Annotated in this window: 15 protein-coding genes; 10 read left to right on the top strand and 5 right to left on the bottom strand. The window is 42.2% G+C overall.

Annotated elements, in window-relative coordinates:
• Window positions 1-9: 9 nt before the first annotated feature.
• The 8 genes from E2P86_RS12350 (at window position 10) to E2P86_RS12315 (ending at window position 12,910) form a co-directional block, all read left to right on the top strand.
• Window positions 10-1,023, top strand: coding sequence for a glycerophosphodiester phosphodiesterase family protein (locus tag E2P86_RS12350; RefSeq protein WP_206367967.1), 1,014 nt, complete (start codon window positions 10-12; stop codon window positions 1,021-1,023).
• Between the two features lie 14 nt (window positions 1,024-1,037).
• Entirely contained in the window at window positions 1,038-2,426 is a 1,389-nt protein-coding gene (locus tag E2P86_RS12345; RefSeq protein WP_134433366.1) for a DUF4434 domain-containing protein, read from the top strand.
• A gap of 186 nt (window positions 2,427-2,612) precedes the next feature.
• Window positions 2,613-5,777, top strand: coding sequence for a SusC/RagA family TonB-linked outer membrane protein (locus E2P86_RS12340; RefSeq protein ID WP_206367966.1), 3,165 nt, complete (start codon window positions 2,613-2,615; stop codon window positions 5,775-5,777).
• 11 nt (window positions 5,778-5,788) lie between these two features.
• Entirely contained in the window at window positions 5,789-7,372 is a 1,584-nt protein-coding gene (locus E2P86_RS12335; protein ID WP_085471356.1) for a RagB/SusD family nutrient uptake outer membrane protein, read from the top strand.
• A 15-nt stretch (window positions 7,373-7,387) separates the two neighbouring features.
• A complete protein-coding gene (locus tag E2P86_RS12330; protein WP_134433364.1) occupies window positions 7,388-8,785 on the top strand; it encodes a DUF5018 domain-containing protein in 1,398 nt (465 codons plus the stop codon).
• A gap of 70 nt (window positions 8,786-8,855) precedes the next feature.
• Complete coding sequence (locus E2P86_RS12325) at window positions 8,856-9,962, top strand: SGNH/GDSL hydrolase family protein (protein WP_085471358.1); 1,107 nt, start codon at window positions 8,856-8,858, stop codon at window positions 9,960-9,962.
• A 57-nt stretch (window positions 9,963-10,019) separates the two neighbouring features.
• Window positions 10,020-11,372 (top strand): glycoside hydrolase family 10 protein, encoded by a 1,353-nt coding sequence (locus E2P86_RS12320; RefSeq protein WP_085471359.1) that lies wholly within the window; start codon window positions 10,020-10,022, stop codon window positions 11,370-11,372.
• 23 nt (window positions 11,373-11,395) lie between these two features.
• Entirely contained in the window at window positions 11,396-12,910 is a 1,515-nt protein-coding gene (locus E2P86_RS12315) for a DUF4434 domain-containing protein (protein WP_134433362.1), read from the top strand.
• Window positions 12,911-13,019: 109 nt separating this feature from the next.
• Here E2P86_RS12315 and E2P86_RS12310 read toward each other — a convergent pair whose 3' ends face one another.
• Window positions 13,020-13,661 carry a hypothetical protein gene (locus E2P86_RS12310; RefSeq protein ID WP_134433360.1) on the bottom strand — a complete coding sequence of 214 codons (642 nt, stop codon included), beginning with the start codon at window positions 13,659-13,661 and terminating at the stop codon, window positions 13,020-13,022.
• Window positions 13,662-13,838: 177 nt separating this feature from the next.
• Here E2P86_RS12310 and E2P86_RS12305 point away from each other — a divergent pair, with 177 nt between their 5' ends.
• Window positions 13,839-14,108, top strand: coding sequence for a LysO family transporter (locus E2P86_RS12305; RefSeq protein ID WP_085471362.1), 270 nt, complete (start codon window positions 13,839-13,841; stop codon window positions 14,106-14,108).
• Window positions 14,105-14,707 carry a lysine exporter LysO family protein gene (locus tag E2P86_RS12300; protein WP_134433358.1) on the top strand — a complete coding sequence of 201 codons (603 nt, stop codon included), beginning with the start codon at window positions 14,105-14,107 and terminating at the stop codon, window positions 14,705-14,707. Before E2P86_RS12305 ends, E2P86_RS12300 begins: the two co-directional genes overlap by 4 nt.
• A 96-nt stretch (window positions 14,708-14,803) precedes the next feature.
• Here E2P86_RS12300 and E2P86_RS12295 read toward each other — a convergent pair whose 3' ends face one another.
• From E2P86_RS12295 to E2P86_RS12280, 4 genes are read right to left on the bottom strand one after another with little or no spacing between them, the layout of a single operon-like run.
• Window positions 14,804-15,304, bottom strand: coding sequence for a MepB family protein (locus E2P86_RS12295; protein WP_085471364.1), 501 nt, complete (start codon window positions 15,302-15,304; stop codon window positions 14,804-14,806).
• Between the two features lie 35 nt (window positions 15,305-15,339).
• A complete protein-coding gene (locus E2P86_RS12290) occupies window positions 15,340-17,271 on the bottom strand; it encodes a TlpA family protein disulfide reductase (RefSeq protein ID WP_134433356.1) in 1,932 nt (643 codons plus the stop codon).
• Window positions 17,264-18,634 (bottom strand): RagB/SusD family nutrient uptake outer membrane protein, encoded by a 1,371-nt coding sequence (locus E2P86_RS12285; RefSeq protein ID WP_085471366.1) that lies wholly within the window; start codon window positions 18,632-18,634, stop codon window positions 17,264-17,266. The genes E2P86_RS12290 and E2P86_RS12285 overlap by 8 nt, the downstream gene beginning before the upstream one ends.
• Window positions 18,635-18,660: 26 nt before the next feature.
• A complete protein-coding gene (locus tag E2P86_RS12280; protein WP_134433354.1) occupies window positions 18,661-21,906 on the bottom strand; it encodes a SusC/RagA family TonB-linked outer membrane protein in 3,246 nt (1,081 codons plus the stop codon).
• Between the last annotated feature and the right edge of the window lie 12 nt (window positions 21,907-21,918).

Raw genomic sequence — 21,918 nt, 5'->3', positions numbered from 1 at the left:
GTCTTATTTATGCTTTTTCTAAGTTCCGTATTGCATGGCCAAGTGGTTACTCATCGTTACGTTACGTTAGACAATTATCGCATTCCGCTTGCGAAAAAAGGGGCGGTCATTGGACGGGTAATAACTATAAATGATGCTAAAGTAGCACGTGTGAAGCTTATACATGATACGTCAAAGCTTTTTAATGTTTCCGAGGATGGTGTCATCCGGCTGCGTAAAGGGCGTGCCTTGTATGCAGGGAAAGGGGGGCATGCGTTTGGTATTACCTTACAAATCTCGGGGAAATCGTATCCATTTGAATTGGTGAAGGATGAGTTTTTGACCAACAAAGTGATAGCGCACCGTGGAGCATGGCGAAAAGTTGGGGTAATGCAAAATTCTATCCGTTCGTTTCAGCACGCAGTAGAACTGGGATGTGAAGGATCTGAATTTGATGTCTGGCTTTCGGGAGATGGCGTTGTCGTACTATCACATGATCCACATATTGGTGGGCTGACTGTGGAGGAGTCGACAGCAAAAGATCTATACGCTTCTACGTTATCAAATGGCGATCCGGTTCCTTCTCTAGTTGAATTTATCACCATAGCGACGAAACAGAATAAAACCAAGATGGTCTTGGAGATAAAGCCTTCTCCGACTGGAAAAGCATTGGCATTAGCAGATTCTGTCATCTCCATTGTTCACCGCATCAAGGCGCAGGCTTACATAGAATATATCAGCTTCGATTATGCGGTTCTGAAGCGTATTCGCGAATTGGATAAATCTGCGAAGACCGCATACCTCTATGGGGATAAGACGGTTGAGGAACTGAAGAAAGATGGGATAACCGGTCTGGATTACGATTTCTATAAATATAGAAAAGATACCGAATTGGTGGAGAAAGCGAAAAGGCTAGGCTTAACTACCAATGTATGGACCGTGAATGAAGAACAAGAGCTGTTGAAGTATTTGAGGAGTGACGTAGATATGATTACCACGGATGAACCCGAACTGCTGCTCCACCTAATCAATCAATTAAAATAATGAAACATAGTAACATGAAGAATCTATTTTTTTTAGGCCTTATTTTATGGCTTTTCTCACCATCAGTTTTGCATGCTAAGGATGGTATTTCCTTGACTTTGATACCACCCTCCACGATTACCAATAAGGTTGATCTGGACATTCGTGCCGGCTTGCGCAATGAAGAGGAGCGTAGCAAGGTCGTAGAGGTACGTATCTACTTGCAAGAAGAGAAGTCGGAAAGCCTGTTGCATTTTTCCAAAAAAGAAATACCTCCAGGTAAGGCCTACGAAGTAAAACATGTTTTACCAACAACAAATCTTGTCGGTAAAAACCGGGTTATCTTAACGGTAACGGACGGGAAACGAACGTACCGTGAAATTAAAGATATTGAAGTATTGGATTCAGATATTCGATCGACGCGATTAATCGACGGCGCTTGGGCAGGCATTTACCATTGGAGCGAAACCGAAGGAAAGCACTGGAATAAAGATATCCAAAAGATGACCGATGCACAGTGGGGAGAGATGGTACAGGGGATGCATAAATTGAAAATGGATATTATCGTTATCCAGGAGGTTTTTCGTCAGGAGGAATATGTGGGCAAGCATCAAACGACAGTCGAAAATTATACTGGAAAAGCCTTTTATCCCTCGGATATTTATCCTTCAAAGATGCCGATTACAGCACATGATCCGGTAGAAGCGATGCTTGCGGAAGCAGACAAGTTGAATATGCATGTTTTCGTTGGTGTAGGGATGTTTGCCTGGTTTGATTTTACGAAAGAGTCTTTGGAATGGCATAAAAAAGTAGCAAAGGAGCTGTGGGATAAATATGGGCATCATCGCTCTTTTTATGGATTTTACGTTTCGGAAGAAAGTGGAGGGAATTTGGATAACTGGGAACAAACGGAAGCCAAAAGGATGCAACGAAAAAATGAAATCGTTAATTTCTTTCGGGAATTTAAAGCCTACTGTAATGATATAGCACCCGCGAAGCCGATTATGCTGGCAACGAATAGTATGCAGGTGCCACAAGGTCTTGATACCTATCCCGCTTTATTACAAAACCTAGACATCCTTTGTCCATTTGGTTTTGCACGGATGCCAGAAGGTGATTTAACAGGCAAAGAGTCAGCGGATTTATTGCAGTCGTTATGTGACGCGGCAGGATCCCATTTATGGTTCGATTTGGAGACATTTCTGTTTAATGAAGATCAATCCTTATACCCACGCCCGATGGAAGAAATCATTCATGACCTTAACTTGTTTCAGAATTTTGAAAAAATTCTGTGTTATCAATTTCCTGGGGTGTTTAATGATCCTAAAATGTCGATCCGTATAGGGGAACCTCGAACACTGGATTTGTTTCGCGATTATCAGCAGTATCTCAAGAAAATCCTTAACACCCAGAAAAGCAAATAAGAGCCTTTTTCTTAATCTTTTACGGCTAAGTATCCGTGTATGTTAACTGCGTATGAAGTTATGCTTAAATAATTTATTTTGCTCTTTTTATATTTTTAAAAAAAATAATATTGCGCATCTATTTTAAAATAAATATTAATAATATGAAGATTTTGTACACCTACTTATTAACTACCAAACTAATCTATGAATCCATTTAAACAAAAACCAGGACAAAAAGAACGGTACCTTCGGCGAAAGCTATTTTCGGGAAGTATGCTCTTTTTAGGTATGGTCTCTTGCATCCATGCAAGAGCTCAGGTACAGCAATCCCGTATTGAGGGAGTTGTTCGTACAACGACAGGGCGTCAACCGCTAGAAGGTGTGACGATCCGTGAATCAAGTAAAAACAGGGTCTCGACAAATCAGAACGGACACTTTGCGTTGACGGTAGACAAGGGAAAGGTACGCCTGCTGTTTACTGCGGTGGGTTATGTGAGCAAAGATACTGTGGTGGGTGTGAGCGGGACGCCGCTTGAAATTCTCTTGCAGGAGGATAAAGGTACGTTAGAAGAAGTTATCGTTGTCGGATTTGGCAAGATGAAAAAGGCTAGTGTTACCGGTGCAATTTCACAAGTACAAGGTAAAGATCTGCAAACTGGACCTACAGGAACCCTGTCTGCTATGCTTCAGGGGCGCTTACCAGGATTGGTGACGCGTCAGGCGAGTGGCCAGCCAGGATCCGACGGAGCATCCCTGCTTGTGCGTGGCTACAGTACAACAGGAGACAGTAGTCCATTGATTATTGTGGATGGTATTGAACGTAGTTTTCCACAGATCAATCCGGAAGAGGTGGAAAGTATCTCGGTGTTAAAGGATGCATCAGCAGCCATCTATGGGGTCCGTGGTGCCAATGGTGTTATTTTGGTAACCACCAAACGCGGGACAACACAGAAACCAACGATCAATTACAACGGTTCGTATGCGTTAAGCACCAATACTTCTTTTCCCAAGTTTCTCAATGGTCCGGAATATGCCACGTGGTACAATAAGGCACAGGAGCTGGATGGGGTAGCCGAAACGGCGAGACGATTTAGTGCGGCCGATATCGATAAGATTACCAACGGTGATCCCGACGGGAAATATGCTAATACCGACTGGTTTGGTTTGTTATTTAAAAGTAGCGCCCCAACGATGACCCATAATCTGTCCTTAAATGGAGGAGGTGATCGCGTACGTTACTTTGTTTCTGTTGGCGCATTTAACCAGGATGGTATCATTGATCGTACCGCCTATGATCGCTATAACGGCCGTGTTAATTTAGATGCTGATATCTTGGACAACCTCAAGTTGTCGGTCAATGTTGCGTATAAAGATGACAAGCGAACCGAGCCAGGACTATCTGCAGGTTTAGGAAATAGCTATGCTTCTATCTTTGCACAAGCCATGATGTCTTATCCGTTCTTACCTACGCACAATGCTGCGGGGGTTCCGGTGGGAAGTTTTAATGGGGGGAATGGTAACCAGAATCCGTTGGCTGCACGCGATTTTTCTGGTGAAAGTAATTCCCGTAATAGCCAGTTGCAAAGTAACCTGTCGTTGGAATATGAAGTGCCTGGCGTGAAGGGCCTTCGTTTGAAAGTAAATGGTGCTTTCGATAAGGGGTATACCATGAAAAAGTCGTTTCTACTTCCGTATCAGTTGGATGTGTATAATAATTCAACCAAGCAGTACGCAATGGCGTGGGCACGACACGCGTCAGCTGGCGTGGCTACACTTAATCAGTGGTTTACGGATTCGTGGCAGAAGACGATGCAGTCCTCTATCAGCTATGATAAGAAAATGGGGCAGCATAGCTTCAATGGTTTACTTCTTTATGAATATCTACGTACAGATCAGAGTTCTATGTCGGGCGGACGTCGCGGATACACGATTACCGACATCATGGATTTAAGTTTTGGAGAGGAAGTTATCAACGATCTTGTAAAAGGCGGGCATGGTATGAGTAGTCGTGCAGGATACTCTTTCCGTTTTAATTACGATTATGCCAATAAGTATCTCTTGGAGGTATTGGGGCGCTATGATGGGTCGGAAAAACTTCCGGCGAAGTCACGTTGGGATCTATTCCCTGCAGTATTGGCTGGCTGGCGAATTTCTAATGAGCCATTCTTTAAACCGCTCACATCGGTCGTTAATGACTTGAAATTACGGGCCTCCGTAGGTAAGCTAGGAAATGACCGTATTGCAGATTACCAATATTTTAGATCGATGTCTCTAGGAGCAAATCCTGTTGTCATGATTGGCAACAACTTAAATAAGGGACTGAATGTGACCACGGTGCCGAATTTCGATGTACGTTGGGAAACTGCCGTAACCTATAATGGAGGATTTGAGGCAACGTTGTGGAATGGATTATTGGGCGTCGAAGCGGATGTGTTTTACCGTGTGACTAAAGATATTCTTCAGGGTCAATCCGGTTTGAATCCACCTTCCTTTGGGGGGTACTTCCCTGCTATTGTAAACTCGGGTATTGTAGATGGGCGTGGTTTTGAATTGATAGTAACACATCGCAAGCAGATCAATGATTTCAGTTATAATATTCGGGGTAATGTGAGTTGGTCAAGAAATAAGATTGTAGAGATCACAGAAGATGCCAATATACCAGATCATTTGCGTAAAACGGGACGTTCGATTGGTATGAAGTATGGTTTCTTAGCGGATGGACTGTTCCAATCGCAGGGAGAGATTGACCATAGTGCCCTTTTTGGACCAACTCGTCCGGGTGAAGTAAAACTGAAAGACCTTAATGGCGATGGGCGTATTACCTGGGATCAGGACTGGACTATTATCGGAAGAAGTGATTTGCCTGAGATGATGTTTGGTCTGAACCTTGGCGGTAGTTATAAAAACTTTGACTTCAATGCATTCTTCCAAGGTGCAGCAATCTCTGATGTTGCATTATCGGGAATTTATAGCAGTTCGGGGGTGTATGACAATACCTTTTACACGATGCCTTTTTATCAGGATGGAAACTCGCCAAAGTATTTGGTGGAGGAAGCATGGACCCCTGAAAATCCAAGTGCCAAGTACCCACGCTTAAGTACACAATCAGCACAGAGTGGCGGTAAATTTTCCTCCTTTTGGTTGCGAAATGGTTCCTATGTAAGGTTGAAGACAGCACAGATTGGTTATAATTTGCCGAAGGCTTGGTTGGCGAAAGCGAATATTCAACGTGTTCGTGTACATGCATCGGGCAGCAACCTATTTACATGGAGCCACCTGGATTACCTAGATCCGGAGATGCCAAGTGTCAATCAAGGATACTACCCGCAACAGCGTGTTTATGAATTTGGTTTATCGCTTACTTTTTAACTTCTACGATTATGAAATTTAAATATATCTATTGTACCTTTTCTTTGTTCAGCCTATTGGCGGTTCAAAGTTGTTCCATTGATCCCGAATTAACGGATGTCTATGTGGAACAAGTGGCTTGGAGTAGCGAAGCGAATGTGGAGCTGTCGCTCAATAAGTTTTATCCACTTGTAGGACAAACTTATTACACCTCACATGTGAATCAAGATGCGTATGCCGATATCTTAAAAAAGAATACGCCGAACGATGAGATCAATCTATTGGTATTGGGATCGACAACGATCACACCCGGAGCAAATGCCCTAGATAACTGGGCCTGGGGTTATACCTGGATTCGTACCTGTAATGAGTTTTTGGACGGATTACAAAAGAATGGACAACACTTACCGAAAGAGTTCTACCAGCGCGCCGAGGCAGAAGCCTTGTTTTTTCGAGGGTATGTCTATTTTGAATTGGCGAAACGCTACGGTGCCCGGGTGATTCTATACAATGACTTAAATGATGGCGTTGCTCGTCCATTAAATACACCAGAGGAGGTATGGAACTTTATTGCTGCTGACTTGGATAAAGCTGCGGCTCAGTTACCGGTAACCGTTTCGGCCAGTAACCGTGGTAAATTAACGAAAGGAGCGGCTCTCGGACTGAAGGCACGCGCGATGCTATATGCACAAAGATGGAAAGCTTCTTCCGATGCCGTGGAAGCGTTGCAGGCGTTGAATCTTTACGATCTTTATCCCGATTATGCAGAGTTATTTAAGCAGCGCCGTCGGGAAGCAAAAGAAAATAAAGAAAGTATCCTTGAGTTTGGTTATCTGGCACCAAACTTTAAGTACTCTTTTGATTACTTCTTTGGTCCGCCTTTAGATGGAGGATATGCGCAAATTAGTCCGACGGATAATCTGGTGCGCGAATACCAAATGGCGGATGGTACAGATTTTAGTTGGAGCAATACGGCACATGCGGCGAAACCTTACGAAGGACGAGAGCCACGGTTTTATGCGTCGATATTGTATAATGGTGCGCCTTGGAAAGGACGGACAATGGAGACATTTGAAGGATCTAAAGATGGCTATGCGATTGGTGGAGGTACAACTTGTACCGGTTATTACCTACGAAAATTCTTTGATGAAAAGCTAACCGATTTGGGACAGGGAGAATTAACGTTTTACTTTATGCGGTATGCGGAAGCATTGTTGATCCAAGCAGAAGCGTATGCGCAGCAGGATCGATTGACCGATGGAGCAGAGGCGCTGAATAAGGTGCGTCGCCGCGCTGGATTTACAAAAGACTTAGCCGCAACAAATAGGACGCATTTATTGAATTTGATTCGTCATGAACGGATGGTGGAACTGGCATTTGAAGGACATCGCTTCTGGGATCTGCGCCGGTGGGGGTTGGCGACAACGGTGTTGCACGGAACGCATGTCGACGGTGTTAAGATCACGAAAGGAGCACAAGGTACCTTTACGTATCAAATTGTAGATGCTGACAATAAACGTACGCGTGTCTACCCTGAGAAATATAATCGGTTCCCTATTCCGCTCACAGAGATTCAGCGGAATGCGAAAGTGGAACAGTTTGATGAATGGAAGTAATCTAAATGTGAAGCAATGAAAACAAGTATAAAATATATCTTTATCGCATTTCTGGCGGTTACACTGGCCGCATGTCAGAAAATTGAACTACGAAAGGATAATAAGTTTGATAAAGGACTGTTGGATTTTATGTTAAGTATTCCGGGACAGTCCACGGAATATAAAGCGCGGACAACAGGGCCATACAATGATGGCGATACCGTGTATGTCGAAGTCCCGACAACGGAAGAAGAACCCGTCGATTTGTCTCAGCTACGAGCGTCGGCGAGTTTACAAAATAATGCGCATATTCAACCGGCTCTGACTGGAATTATGGATTTTACAAAACCATTGGACGTTACGGTAACTGATGGGGATGGAAATGTGAAACGTCATGTTATTAAGGCCGTCGCTGTACTTCCGCGTACGACATTTAAAAAGTTATGGTTCAATACCGCCGAGAAAATCGGTGTGTTGCGTACCAACATTTCAGGTCTGGCTGTTGTGAAAAACCATATCTTGGTGGCCGATTTTTCGGGGGGTAGTATGGCAGCCGATGTTGGCGTGCGTGTGTATAATGCGGATAATGGTAGTTTTGTGAAGATTATCGCACCGCCAACAACCTACTGTATGCAGGTGGTTGCAGATGATGCGGACCATTTTATCGTTAATCGATATAATATTTATTCTGCCGGACTTATGCTCTATTATTATGAGGATATCGATAGTCAGCCAAAATTGATCTTGAATTACACCGCCGCCGCAGGTGCGCCAAAAGAGATTGGACGGAAGGTGTCCGTCATTGGAAACCTGAAAGAAGGTAAAGCTTTTGTATACGCAACGGCACCTGCTGTAGACAATCAGATTTACTATTGGGAATTTGAAAATGGGGTTGCCAAGAGTACGACGCCAACGGTTATCCGATACGCTGGAGCCGATCCTTGGACATTTGCAACTGTTCAACGAAAGTCGTTAGATCCTAATTCAGATCACTATTTAACATATTGCAACTATCTAGGAACAGATCCAAATAGAGAGAAAGGGAGTCGTTTTGTGCAGTTTTCACCAACAATGGATGTGAAAACAATGGCAACATCAAATCACTATTATAAAATAATGGATTTCGAGGTGTTTACCATCGACGGCAATAAGTTTATGGCCATGTTGACACAGGGGTATTTTGCTTGGGATGCCACGCATATAAAAGTATATGATATAACAGATCCAAATAAGATGGCATTGGTCGCTGAATCAGGTGGTTATCGTGATTTTATGCTCTTTGAATCAGATGCGTATGGCGGTACAAATTACAACCGCTATGGCGACCTTGATGTACGAGTTATTGGCAAAGATATTACTATATTTGCTACGATGGCGACCGATAATAAAACGACTGCCGGCGTAATGGCATATCAGATGCGCTATAACCGTTAAATCAACCAATAAACTATTTCTTTATCCTGCAGCTCGGAAAAGCTGCAGGATAAAGTCTTTTAACTTTGTTATGATGTATATTAAAATTACAACGATTCTCTTGTTTGTTTTTTGTAATCTAAGTTCGTTTGGACAGTATAAGAAAACACAAAAAATACCTGCTAATGCAGCTGCAATCGCTTATTATGGTCGTACAATAAATACGCCCAATGGAGAAGTGACCTTTGATTGGCCTGGAACTTATTTCGAATTTGTACTGACTGGAGAATCGTGTTGGATAAAGGCATCGGATAAAGGCGAAAGCTTCTATAATGTGTTTGTTGATCATAAATTAACGCAAGAGATACGTATTGCGGGCAAAGATACGGTAATCAACATCGCGGCGAAGCTGGCAAGAAATAAAAAGCACCTTATTCGTGTTCAGAGAAGATCGGAGGCAGAGTTTGGGTGTACCACCATACAAAATATTATGGTCGACGCAACATCACGTGTCGAAGCAAATCCTGAAAAGAGGAAGCGTTTTATTGAGTTTATAGGTGATTCCTATACCGTCGGTTACGGAACGGATGGTAAAGATCGCAATGAACCATTTTCGGTAAAAACTGAAAATGCAGATAAGACCTACGCTTGTATTTTGTCTCGGTATTTCAACGCAGATTATGCGTTGATTGCACATTCTGGAAGGGGAGCGGTACGTAATTATGGTGATTCGGTCACAACGTCTAAACATACGATGCGCGATTATATGAGATACACGCTCGATAGTGATCCATCTACAATATACACATTTACACAGTACAAACCGGATTTGGTTGTTGTAAAGTTGGGCATCAATGATTTTTCAACCCAGCCGCAGCCTTCGCAGAAAGAGTTTACGGATGCTTACAAGAGGATTATTGCGCAAGTACGAGAAGGATATGGTCCGGATGTACCTATTCTATGTGTCGCTCCAGCTGTAACTGGGCCGGTGAAACCGTATATCGACAGTGTATTAGTTGATTTGAATGATCCTCACTTGTTTGCAACAGCTTCGCTTCAAGGAGTGATGAATTTCGATTCGGATCTAGGAGCCGGTTGGCATCCTGGTTTTTCGGGACATCAGAAGATGGCGCTTTTTATAACACCATACGTATCCACCATAACAGGTTGGCCGCTTGTTGACAAAGCGGTTAAATAAAACCTAAAGTCAGAAAACTCCCTGTAAAGAGGGAACTTAATCATTTAGAATTATCATATGTCCAATATACTATGTAAGGTATGGGTGGCTGTCTTATGCATTGTTTTTTGCAACTGCAGCACTGCGGATCCACAAGATGAAACGGATGGAAATCCACCGAATAAGGAAATTCCGACATCGCCCCATACCGATTTTGTTGAAACACCGCAATTAAAGAAGATTAAAGGAAATTCCATACAAATTGATCCAGATGTTCTCCTGAAACAGGGGATTTCTCCCCAACAGTTAGTTGCTGACCTTAAAATGGCGAATATTAAGTCGGTTCATTTTTTTATTGTAAACACATGGGAGGGGCAAAAAAATGATCAGTTGATGCCACCGGCACACATCAAGGCGTTAAAGGAAGAAGGCATTGCAATTTGGGTGATGCTGCTAGGAAATTGTATTTATGGAACATCAAACCTCCCTGCGGAGTGGGAGATGGGTTTATTAAAACCTTATCCCGATCCAGGACTTAAATTCTATTCTTTTCACCACCCTGAATTTGTAAAATGGCAGGTTCAACGGGTGAAAAATATTTTAGGAAACTATGATATTGATGGCGTTGAGTTCGCAGAAAGCTATTTCCCCGAATGGAAAACAATAGACGGGAATGGCTTTTATGGTGATGTGAGCACCTATGCGCTAAAGAAATTTACAGCTAAATATGTGGGAGAAAATCGACCTACTTTAACATTTGAGTATATCAAAAAGGATCCATCTTTATATACGAAATGGATGGATTTTAGAGTAGATGCAATTATCGAGTTTAATAAACAAATCCAGGCTGCGATTAAGGAAACAAGAAAAGAGGTGTTGTATGCGGCATGGGGAATGGGTATGCGAAGAGGGACTTTGGCTGAGATCAGAGAACATTATGGACTTGATATGTTACGGATTGTAAAAGAGGTACAGCCTGATGTTTTTGTTTTACAGACCTCAGCTCAAGACTGGGGAGATCCCAAATTGCCGGTAGATTATTTAAAGGACTATGCGCCGATGGCCAAAGCTATACAAGAAGCAAACGCTCGTGTTGCTCTTAGTATACAGGCCGATATCGTGTCGCTGGGTTATAGCAACCAAACGGTGGAAAAAAGGTATCCCGAATGGTGGCTGCAATTTTATGACCTGTCCTTGAAATCCGGATACTATACCAATACAGCCTATGAATATGCCTTCGCAAAGAAGGACGGCATTTGGTTGAAAGGAAATGTCAGCGACCTTAAACCGCGAAAGCTTTATAAAGAGGCTTCCTTGCAGGGGGCGGTTTTAGCAGAGTCTGTAGTTCCTTTATCTGTTGTAAGGGAACAAGGAGAACGGTGGAAGCTCGTTTACACGGAAAAGGGATTGGGTTGGTTTTACATTGATTAATAAAAAATTTGATAAGAAAAATAATGAAATTAAAATATATAACACTGATGCTGCTGTTTTGTGCGCTGGGAAAGACAATGATGGCACAGAGCATAAAACCATTAAAAGGGACATGGTTGAATATCCCTTATCAGGATGTTCGTAATAAGTACATGAATCCGGCACATGTTGATGGTATGAATCCTGTTTTTTGGAAGACTAAAATTAAGGAGTATGCCGACATGGGACTTTCTTATCTGGTAATTATGGCAGTCGCGAATGAGGGGAAATCCTTTTATCCATCTGCGTTTATGGCACCAGCCTATCCGGTAGGAAAACAGAGTCCTGTCGAAGCTATTATGGAGGCTGCAGATGCGCATGGCATGCATGTTTTTATGAGTTGCGGTTGGGCCGTTGATCAGGACGATAATATTCGCGACCCAAAGATTAAGAGCATACAACAGGAGATCATGAAAGAAACAGCGCGTCTTTTTAGCCACCATTCTTCTTTTTATGGCTGGTATCTGCCCGTTGAAGATAGCATGGAACCTATCCTTCCGGAGCATGGTGTAGAGGCTGTTAATACGCTGACTGCGATGGCGCGAAGCCTCACCCCGCAAGCTAAAATAATGATCTCACCATATGGTACTTGTTATGCTGATATGGATAATCCAGCTTTTGCTGCGCAGGTCAAAAAGTTAAAAGTTGATATTATTGCCTATCAAGATGAGGTAGGTTGTGTTCGGGAACCAATGCCGCTCCCTCGTATGAAGGCGAATTTCAAAAAGTTAGGTGAACTGCATCAACAGACAGGAATTCAGTTTTGGTCTAATGCTGAATCTTTCACTTGGGAAAAGGAGGATAACTCCCGAGAGTCTGCTTTAATTCCAGCGGCCTTCCCTCGGTATTTATCACAGATTGTTGGTGCCACGATGGCGGGGGCTGCAAATGTAATCAGTTTTTCAGTTTACGGAACAATTGATAATGCCTATTCTACTATGCCAATTGGACAACCGATCGAGGCTGCGCAGGCATATCTTGACTTCACGGATTGGCAGCAACGCAAGGGGAGATGGCCGCTGTTGGAGCGTACATTTAAGGGGGACCTTAAACATGATGGTGTTGCTGCACACGTGAAGTATGAAACAAATCCAGCCTCCAAATATAATAAGGGGAATTTGGTCGATGGTAAGTTGGGACAAGAGGACTATAGGACTGAAAGCTGGTTAGGCTTTGATGGGGGCAAGATGAGTGTTGTCGTAGACTTGAAAAAGAAAATGCCTATAAAAACTATGGCCGCCCGATTTTTACAGTATCAGCCAGCAGCTATTTCTTTGCCAAATACCGTTGATTTCTATGTGTCGGAAGATGGCAAAAATTATGAAAAAGTGAAAACGGTCGCGATGTCTACCTCCAAAAATAATCGTCACGATTGTTGGATAGATATAGCGTTACTTGATGGTTGTAATGCTACGGGGCGCTATGTGAAAATTGTAGCTCATCAAGATGCCGGGAATTGGATCTTTTGTGATGAGATATTAGTGAATCCTTTATTTTAAGAAGATAACCCTGTTCATGATTCCATATATTTTGGCAATTATGAACAGGCCTCTTATTGATAAGATTAATAAATAAGACGTTATTCTGGAAGGTGAAGGATATCCCTCTTTATTTCCAGAATTTCCACCATTTTTTTGAGTCTTCGGACTCCTCAGATGGTGTATCCGTTTCCTGAACAACGACAGGTGTTGACGGTACGATGGGAGCTTTCGGAGTAGGAGCGGTGTATACAGCTTCTATTTCGCGATCCTCCTTATCATGCATATTCTCTTTGATTCGGTATCTATATGCTTTTGCATCGGGCTCTATTTTCCAGTACGACTCACCCAATACATTCGACATCTGCTTCCAGATGACTTCTGAAATATCATCGTGATTTTCTTCTGCATCAAGCTCATCTCCATGCTCGTCTACCGTTTCGCCTTCAACATTCATAACGGCCCGTAAGATCTTATTATTCTCGCTGTGCGTAAACGCAAATAGCATAGATGTTTCGGATATAGCAAAAGTGAAAACTTGTAATTTAGGTGCTTTAAAATCATCATCTAGGGATTCTGTGTTTCCGAAAATCAAGGTGCCATGGTCGCCAAAATATACATCGAAGATGCCTTCTTCTTTCCAGTTTTCCGAAGCGGTTTCAAAATCAATCTCCGAATCTAAGACTAAATTTTCTCCAAGAATATTCGAAAGTTCGGTGATATTGTCTTCCAAATTTGCATTAATAGCGATGCCAGCAATATTAAAACCCATTTCTAATGTTTTATGATAAACAAATTTCTGTTTTAGGACGCGAACTTAATTATAAACGATTTGTTTACCAAGTTTTGTAAAGAGCTTGGGAAAAAGATGACGTAATTTATTTTTCGTTCGACGAAAGCTGACTTTTATCCTGTAACTTTACAGTCAACTGAAACCAAGGCTACATATATGTTAACTGTATTTTTTGTTATGCTGCTCGGGGTTGCTATTGGTATTGGGGTGCGACGCATACCTGCCGTAAGACATACCGGTAAGTGGGTCTCCATAGTGATCTATATTTTGCTTTTCCTGCTTGGCAAGGAAGTAGGCGGAGATAAGCAATTGTTGGCAAGTTTGAGCACGCTAGGGCTACAAGCGTTGCTTATTACTGGAGGTGCAGTGGCGGGAAGTATTTTGTTCGCTACATTTATCTTTCGTTTCTTTTTTGAAAAAAAATGAAAGGCAGCTTAATTATTATCGGTTTTTTTATCGTTGGCGTCTTAGTGGGAATGGGGGATTATATACCATCAGATTTATTACCCAAAGACTTGAATCAATATGTGCTATATGTATTAATGTTATTGGTCGGCATAACAATTGGTTACGATAAAGAATTACTGCGCTCATTGCGAAACACGAATTTAAAAATTCTTTTGGTTCCTATAGGCACCATTTTAGGTACATTATTAGGAACTGCATTGATCGGTCTATTTATACCGGAATGGTCTATTACAGAGTGCATGGCTGTCGGATCCGGGTTCGGTTACTATTCGCTATCCAGTATTTTTATCACCAAGTATAAAGGTGCAGCTCTCGGAACAATTGCTTTGATGTCGAATATTATGCGCGAAATATTTGCGTTGCTAGCTACTCCTTTGTTAGTGCGCTGGTTTGGAAAACTCTCTCCAATATCGGTAGCCGGGGCGACCAGTATGGATACCTGTTTACCGATTATCACCCAATATAGCGGACGTGATTTTGTACTGATTGCCATAGCCCACGGTATTATTGTAGACCTTACGGTGCCATTTTTAGTGACCTTTTTCTGCTCCTTTTAAGGAGTGGTAGCTTCAGGGCTAGAGGGTTATAGAAAAGATTTAGAGCCGAGAAAGCAGAAGTTCTTTCCTGCGAGGCTAATTTTGTACGGTGAAATGTTAGGTAATGGATAACAGACGCTTTATCCGTTCCATAGCTGAATCGGAGGTGTCAGATAGATCTACAAAATAAGGAGCTTGCCAAGCTTGTGTTTTTCGAGCTTGTGGATTGTTTACCTCCACCTGTGGGGGATAAATACGAAAACCACGTTTTCCTTCTTTTGTGGCGGTTGTTAAAATCTGATGTTGAGCCAGGGCGGCCTTAGGAAAAATGAATAGACCCTGATATTCATCTGTTTCTGTTAGGATGATGTAGTAATCAACATTATCTGCAAGGTGGAAAGGCTCGGTTTGCCTATTCATATTACGTCGCCATAGGGTGACGAACATACCTAGCTTCTTTGGGGTAATTTTTGCCTTTCTAAATTTGATGTTTGCACCGCTTAACGCGATGTTGTATCCCCAATACTCAGCAGCTTCAGGATCGTGCTCAATTGCGGTCGTCTTAAGTTGTAAAGGTGAAAAGAGTACCTTCTCTAATATGTTTATTTCGGTAGACATGCATCAAAGGTACTCTTTTGTTTGCTTCGTGTTACTTAAAACTTACGTTTGGTGTAGTCGATCATAGCATCCAGATCTTGTAAGATTTTTTCACCTTCAGAACCGACTTTCTTGAATATAATCTGTCCACTAGGCGATAAGACAAATGTTGTGGGAATCGTTGTTACTTCCAACTTGCTGTTGAACTTTTTGTCTTGGTTATAAAAAACCGGGAAGGTATACCGTTGGTTCTCGGTAGCCCATTTTTGCGCATCAGCGAGTGTGTTTCCACTTCCTGTATTGAGGATAATAAAGAGCACTTGCGGATCGTTTTTGTACTTCTCATACACTTTTTGCACATAAGGGAAGGAGGCTAAGCAAGGTTTGCACCAAGTAGCCCATAAGTCCATGACAACCACTTTACCCGCTAAATCTTTCCGTGTTAACGGTTTGTTGTTCATGTCCACAATCGTGATATCAGAAAGGAAATCCTTCTTTAGAACCTTGCTATCTAGATTTTTAAAGTAAACCGATTTCCATTCTTGGTCAAGGGCTACTATATAATCTTGGACTTCGGCCGTTGTCTTGCCTTGTTTCATTAGACTCGAGCGGAGTGCCGCCTGTACGACTTCATCATAAGGAGCAATGGTGTAGGCAATACGTAAGGCTTTTGTCGCTTCCGACCATTTGTCATGGGCGCTATAAAGAGCTGCAATCTCTGTCAATAAATCCTTTGTGGTCAATCCATCAATAACTGCATCAAATACTTTCCATGCCGCTTCTTTGTTTCCGGTTTTATAATCTATTAAACCGGAAACAGCGAGCTGTTCAAGCTTCACCTTGTCAATCTTTTCTTGCCGGAGGTCGTCATGAGCAACTAAATAACCTGTTTCAGGAAAATAGCGAACCAAGGATACAGGGTACTGTTGAATATTATCCAGTATGAGCTGATTTAACACTTTAGCGGAATCCAGCAAGACATCATGGTCAAGCATTAGCCTTACATAATCCGAGTAAGTACGCCAGGTATAAGGATTTGCTTTTTTCTCCAGAATGCGTGAGAAAAGTTGAGCTGCCTGCGGTGTATTCTTTGTTTGTATGTAATGGGTGAAAAGGTAGGCATCAACGGCGGAAAAAGCTTCGCTATTACTTTCATTTTTGTGTCTAGATAACACCTGGATACTGTCCATGACAAGTTGCTTATCTTGATTTTGAAACAGTTTGTTGAATGTATAGCTTAACCCTAATTTGCTATAAGGGAATTCCTTAATAACGACATTGCGAATTGAATCTACTTTTTGGTTTTCGCCGATAATCAAGAAACCCATGGTGACCTTGTTCAGGTTTCCGTCTACTGTGGGGTTAGATCGGAAACGCTTTTCGATGACTTGAAGGGCTTTTTTACGCGCAATTTCTTTCGATCTGCCGTTCTGAGCCTGTTTCATCTGGTAATTTAATACCCGCAAACGAGCCTCGTAATTATTAGGAAATTGCGCCAGCTCCTTTTCAAAGTAATGCTGTTGCAATGCCTCCACGTTAGGAGCCTTTTTGTTTTGCAATCCCATACTATACCCCTTACCGAGATAATTACCTTCCTTCAATACCCCTTTTTCATACACGAAAATCTCATAATGCGATGTGTCAGATGGACGTTGAATATAGTTATTTTGTGCATCCGCTATCGTGAAAGAACTAAAGTTTCCATAAGGAGGCATTTTAAACTTAGCTTCCCAAAAGGAGCCGTTCTTCGTCATCCTCATCTTGCTCGGTAACTCGTAATAGTTGGAAGTCGAAAAGTTGACATACAACTCTTGAACAGTGTTCGGAAAGATACTCTCCGCCTGATTTAACCGAATAAACACCGTATCATTGGCCTGCGGTTTTTCAGGTAAAATCTGTAATGCCTCTACCTCTTGCGCTTGGACAAAGCCTATGCCTTGACACAGTAGAAGTGCCAGGGCATAAGCTGTTATTTTGGGGTTAATCATTTTGTTCCAATTTAGGATTTGTTAATAAAACTGATGCCGCGATCGGTATCCGCTGATCAGCCGCTTCGAAATTCCCTTTTGTTTGGGAAAGCACAGGTACGGCACGGTTGGTGCGTACCAGGTCAAACCAGCGGTGTCCCCATTCCCCAAGGAGTTCTAAGTGTCTATCTTTTTCCAGTGCTAATGTCACTTGGGCTATAGGGGTGTTCTCGTCGAGTAATGTAAGTCCAGCCCGTTTTCGAATCTGGTTAAGATCGGTAATAGCTTCTTTTGTTTTTCCTTGTTTTAGTAAAGCTTCTGACCGGATTAAATATTGTTCCGCGAAGCGAAGAACCATATTGTACTCCAGTACTGGAGCGTTTGTTCTTACTTTATATTTAAACGGCATAAAAAAGGTTTTTCCTCCAGTTGTATATGGTTTCAACCAGTTTTCTTTCCGCTTGTCGTTAGCCTCGTAGCTAGCGAGGGTAGCGTCATAAATATTGTAATAGGCGCGGGCGGTAGGTTGGGCAGGAACGATCGTGAATCCTTCCCATGTGTTTACACCAGCGGTTGAGGTATTTACCGTTTGTAATTGCCAGATCGCTTCGTTACTTGTCCTTAAAAACACATCATTTAGGTTATCAAGCAATTTGTAACGGGTGTCACCAATAACATCGGAAGCACTTTTTTCCGCAGCGGACCAATCTTGATGGTATAAATATACGCGGGCCAGCAATGCACTAACAGCCTTTTTATTTGGACGTGTACGTTCAGATGTAGGGTAGGCGTCCGCTAAATCTGTTTCAGCAAGTTTCAGTTCATTGATGATGAATGCATATACTTCTTCTTTACTGGATGGACCTAAGGTATTGGATATATTAATGTCGGAAGTTGTAACTAAGGGAACTTTGTTGAACAGGTTGGTCAGATAGAAATAGTTAAAGGCGCGGACAAATCTTGCTTCGGCCGTGAACTGTTTTTTGACAGCATCTGTTAAAGGAGAGACAGCCAAACCTTCAATAATCTTATTACAGTGGTTGATATATCCGTAAGGCTGGCTCCATAGCCGATCTAGGTAACTTGTATTCGGAGTTATCGTATTTAGTTTGTATTCATCGTAGGTTGTAAATGCAGAGTAATAATCGTCGGAAGCACTGGCTAATACAAGACTGAGTAGCGCGCTGGCGAATTGATTATTGAAATTATTCATGGAGGTATAAACACCGACCATAGCTGCTTCTGCGACTTTAGCATCTGCGAAAGCCAAGTCCGCAGCAACCTGATCCTTAGGGGCGTCAATGTCCAGAAAGCTATCACAAGAACCAAATGTTAGAGATGCACCTAAACAAAGGGATGCTATATATAGTTTATTTGTTTTCATGTTATGTGTCTTTTAAAATTCAAATGTTAGAAAGAAACTTGTAAACCAAAGGTATAAGTACGGATACTCGGTGTGGACGATGTACGAACAGCTCCAAATGGATTCACTTGGGATACATAGGCTCTGTCGAAGCCTTGCATTTCAGGGTCCAAGCCTCGGAAGGAGGTCCATGTAAACAAGTTCTGTGCACTAAAGTTGACCATCATTTTTCTAATATTTATTTTTTGCGACCAGTTGGAAAGATCATAACTGACAGCCACATTTTTCAATCGGATAAAAGAAGCATCATCCCAAGCGGCTGAAGAATAACGGTACCGATCGCGGTAGGTTGTGTATGCGGGGTTTGATGCTGTTGCGGTCGCACGGGGAACATCGGTTATATCACCCGGTTTTTGCCAACGGTCGAGTACCGCTACATCCATATTTGATAATGCGCCGATGTGCGATGCTTGTGGACCATAAGCGATACTTGGGCCTTCTTGTTTTACGAATTGAAACAAGAAACTTAGTGCTATTTGTTTGTAAGAGAAACTGTTCGAAATACCGCCGAAGAAACTTGGCATCAGATTGCCCAGTGTTACAAAATCAGTATATTCTGTGATTTTTCCATCGCCGTTTACATCGAGAAATTGTGCTAGACCTGTTTCAGGATCCACACCGGTAAATTGGAACCCGCGCACAACCCGTACCGATTCGCCTATAACATAACTGTTTTTAGAAGATGAGTTTTCTAAATTCGGATATTTTAGAAGTTTATTCTTTGGTAAAGTAAGGTTAACACTGCTACTCCATACAAAATCTTTCTTTTTGATATTGGTGCTGTTTAGCTCAAACTCCCAGCCAGAGTTTTCTACTAAGGCAGGTTGGTTACCTAAATACGAACTAAAACCAGTTTGTGGCGCCAGCATAATATCAATGAGTTGATTATCAGATCTGTTGTTGTAGTAATTGGTGGTTAAGAAAAAACGATCGTTTAAGAAACCCAAATCAAGTGCTATTTCCCTTTTTTTATTCTCTTCCCAGCTGTAGAAAGGGTTGAATACACGGCTAGGCGAAAGACCTGCAATATTTTGATAAGGAAAGCCTGCACTCCATGTATCTAGGAAACGGTAATTGCCAATCTGGTCATTTCCTGTTACACCAATACTTCCTCGTAGCTTTCCAAAGCTAAGTATGTGCTGGTTCTTGAAAAATTCTTCTTCAGTAAATACCCATGCCGCACCAATCGAACCGAAGTTACCGTATCTGTTTTTGGGACCAAAGCGGGTAGAGCCATCGCGACGCCCACTTACATTAAACAAATAACGATCTTTAAAACCGTAGCTGATACGTCCGAAGAAAGACTGGTAGCGGTAGTCAGCATAATTGTAATTGTTGACTGTAACTTTACTGGCCGCTCGGATGTTTTCGAGTTGTGAGTCGCTTGGATAACCTACCCCATATAGGTTTTCACCTTCGGAGATCGACTGCTGCCAAGTACCACCCAACAATACTTTGAAGTCATGTTCTTTTATTTGCTTACTATAGTTTAATTGCGGTTCGATAATATAAGAATTGTAGTCCGAGTAAGCATAATTAGCTGTTGCTCCGCTGCTAGTTAGTGGGTTGAATCCTTTTTCAGGCAGCATCTGCAATTGATTCATTCGGTTATAGTTGTAACCCATATTTAATTTCGCTTCCAAGCCATCCCACACCTGGTAGCTTAGCGCTGTATTGGCCAATAGGGATTTGGTTCGGCTGATACTCGTACGATCCATGCTGGCGAACGGGTTTTGCAATGAAGTGCCAAACCAATAGTAACTGCCATCTGGATTATATGGGTTATAGTTGGTTGGCAGGTTATAATACTGTGCAATATCTGCTGGAACGGTATTGTTCTTGTCTGCATTAAAATTTGCAGAAGCAGTAAATTTGAATCGACGAGATGCAGATTGACTACTTACGTTTAACAGGGCTCCACCTTTTTTGTAGTTTTTGTCTCCCGGTAAAACATCACCTTGTTGGTTGTAATTTCCCGAAAAAAGATATTGGATAGATTCGCTACCTCCTCTAAAGGATAACTGCATATTGTTGAATGCCGCTTTATGACCGTAAAGCGCGTTCTGCCAATTCATGTCTGTCTGTTGATCCCAAACTAAAAGATCGGGAGCGTTTGTTTCATTTGGTGTTACACCATCATTGTTAAAGGCTTCTCTACGGATTTCGAGAAATTGTGCTGTATTCAGCATTTTTAGCTTATTGATCGCACTTGAATTACCAATGTTTACCCCAGCATCTACCACCAACCCTTGGGAACTGCCCTTTTTTGTGGTAATCAGGATTACTCCGTTGGCTGCTCTGGAGCCGTAAATGGCTGTTGCATCGGCATCCTTCATAATATCGATTCGTTCGATATCTCGAGGGTTGATAATAGATAAAGGGCTTTGCGTACCGTTCGCCATGTTAAACTGGTTCATGCTGTTGTCCGAGAAGGGGACACCATCGATAACATATAAAGGGCTGTTGCCATTACTGATAGAGTTGGCTCCACGTAATTGTACGTTAAATGAACCACCTGGAAGTCCGCTGTTGGAGCTAATGCTTAGTCCAGCTATGCGTCCCTGTAGGGCTGCCAAAGGATCCATAACAGGCTGTTTATCGATATCTTTGGCGGTAACACTAGATACAGAGCCGACATTTTTGCGCAAGGAAGAGGTGCCATAGCCGATAACAACGACTTCATCCAAATTTCCTAGATCGGCTTCCAAGTGAACTGTTAATTCCGATACGTTGGTTACTTGGATTTCTTTTGTTTTATAACCAATCGAGCTGAAAACGAGTGTCGTATTTCCTTTTGTGTTCACGCTAAATTTTCCTTCTGTATCGGTAAGATAGTTGCTGTTATTCGCTTTATTGCGAATGCTCACATTTGGCAGGGGCTCTTGGTCTTGGTTAAACACCTGACCATGGATATGTTGCTGTACGCTTCCTAATGTAGTAGGCGTATTTTTCACAACGATTGTCTCTCCAATAACTTGATAAGAAATCTGGTTCTTGGAAAAAGCCTGACTCAGAACACTGTTGATTCCGCCATTGGTTACCGAAATGGAAAAAGTTGCCTTGCTGTTAATTTCTTTCGGGTCATACACAAAGCGGTAATTGGAGTTTTTTTCGATCTCTTGAACAAGTCGCTCAAAGCGTACATTCTGTAGCTTTAAAGTAAAGTTCTGACTAAAAGCGTAACTGCTTAGCGAGACGAATACTAAGCAAAGTGCTGTAAAGTAATATTTCATAGGTGTAAAAAA

Source organism: Sphingobacterium psychroaquaticum (genome assembly GCF_004421025.1).
GTDB lineage: Bacteria > Bacteroidota > Bacteroidia > Sphingobacteriales > Sphingobacteriaceae > Sphingobacterium > Sphingobacterium psychroaquaticum.
Note: the sequence above shows the minus strand (reverse complement) of the source record. Positions and strands in the feature narration are given on the sequence as shown.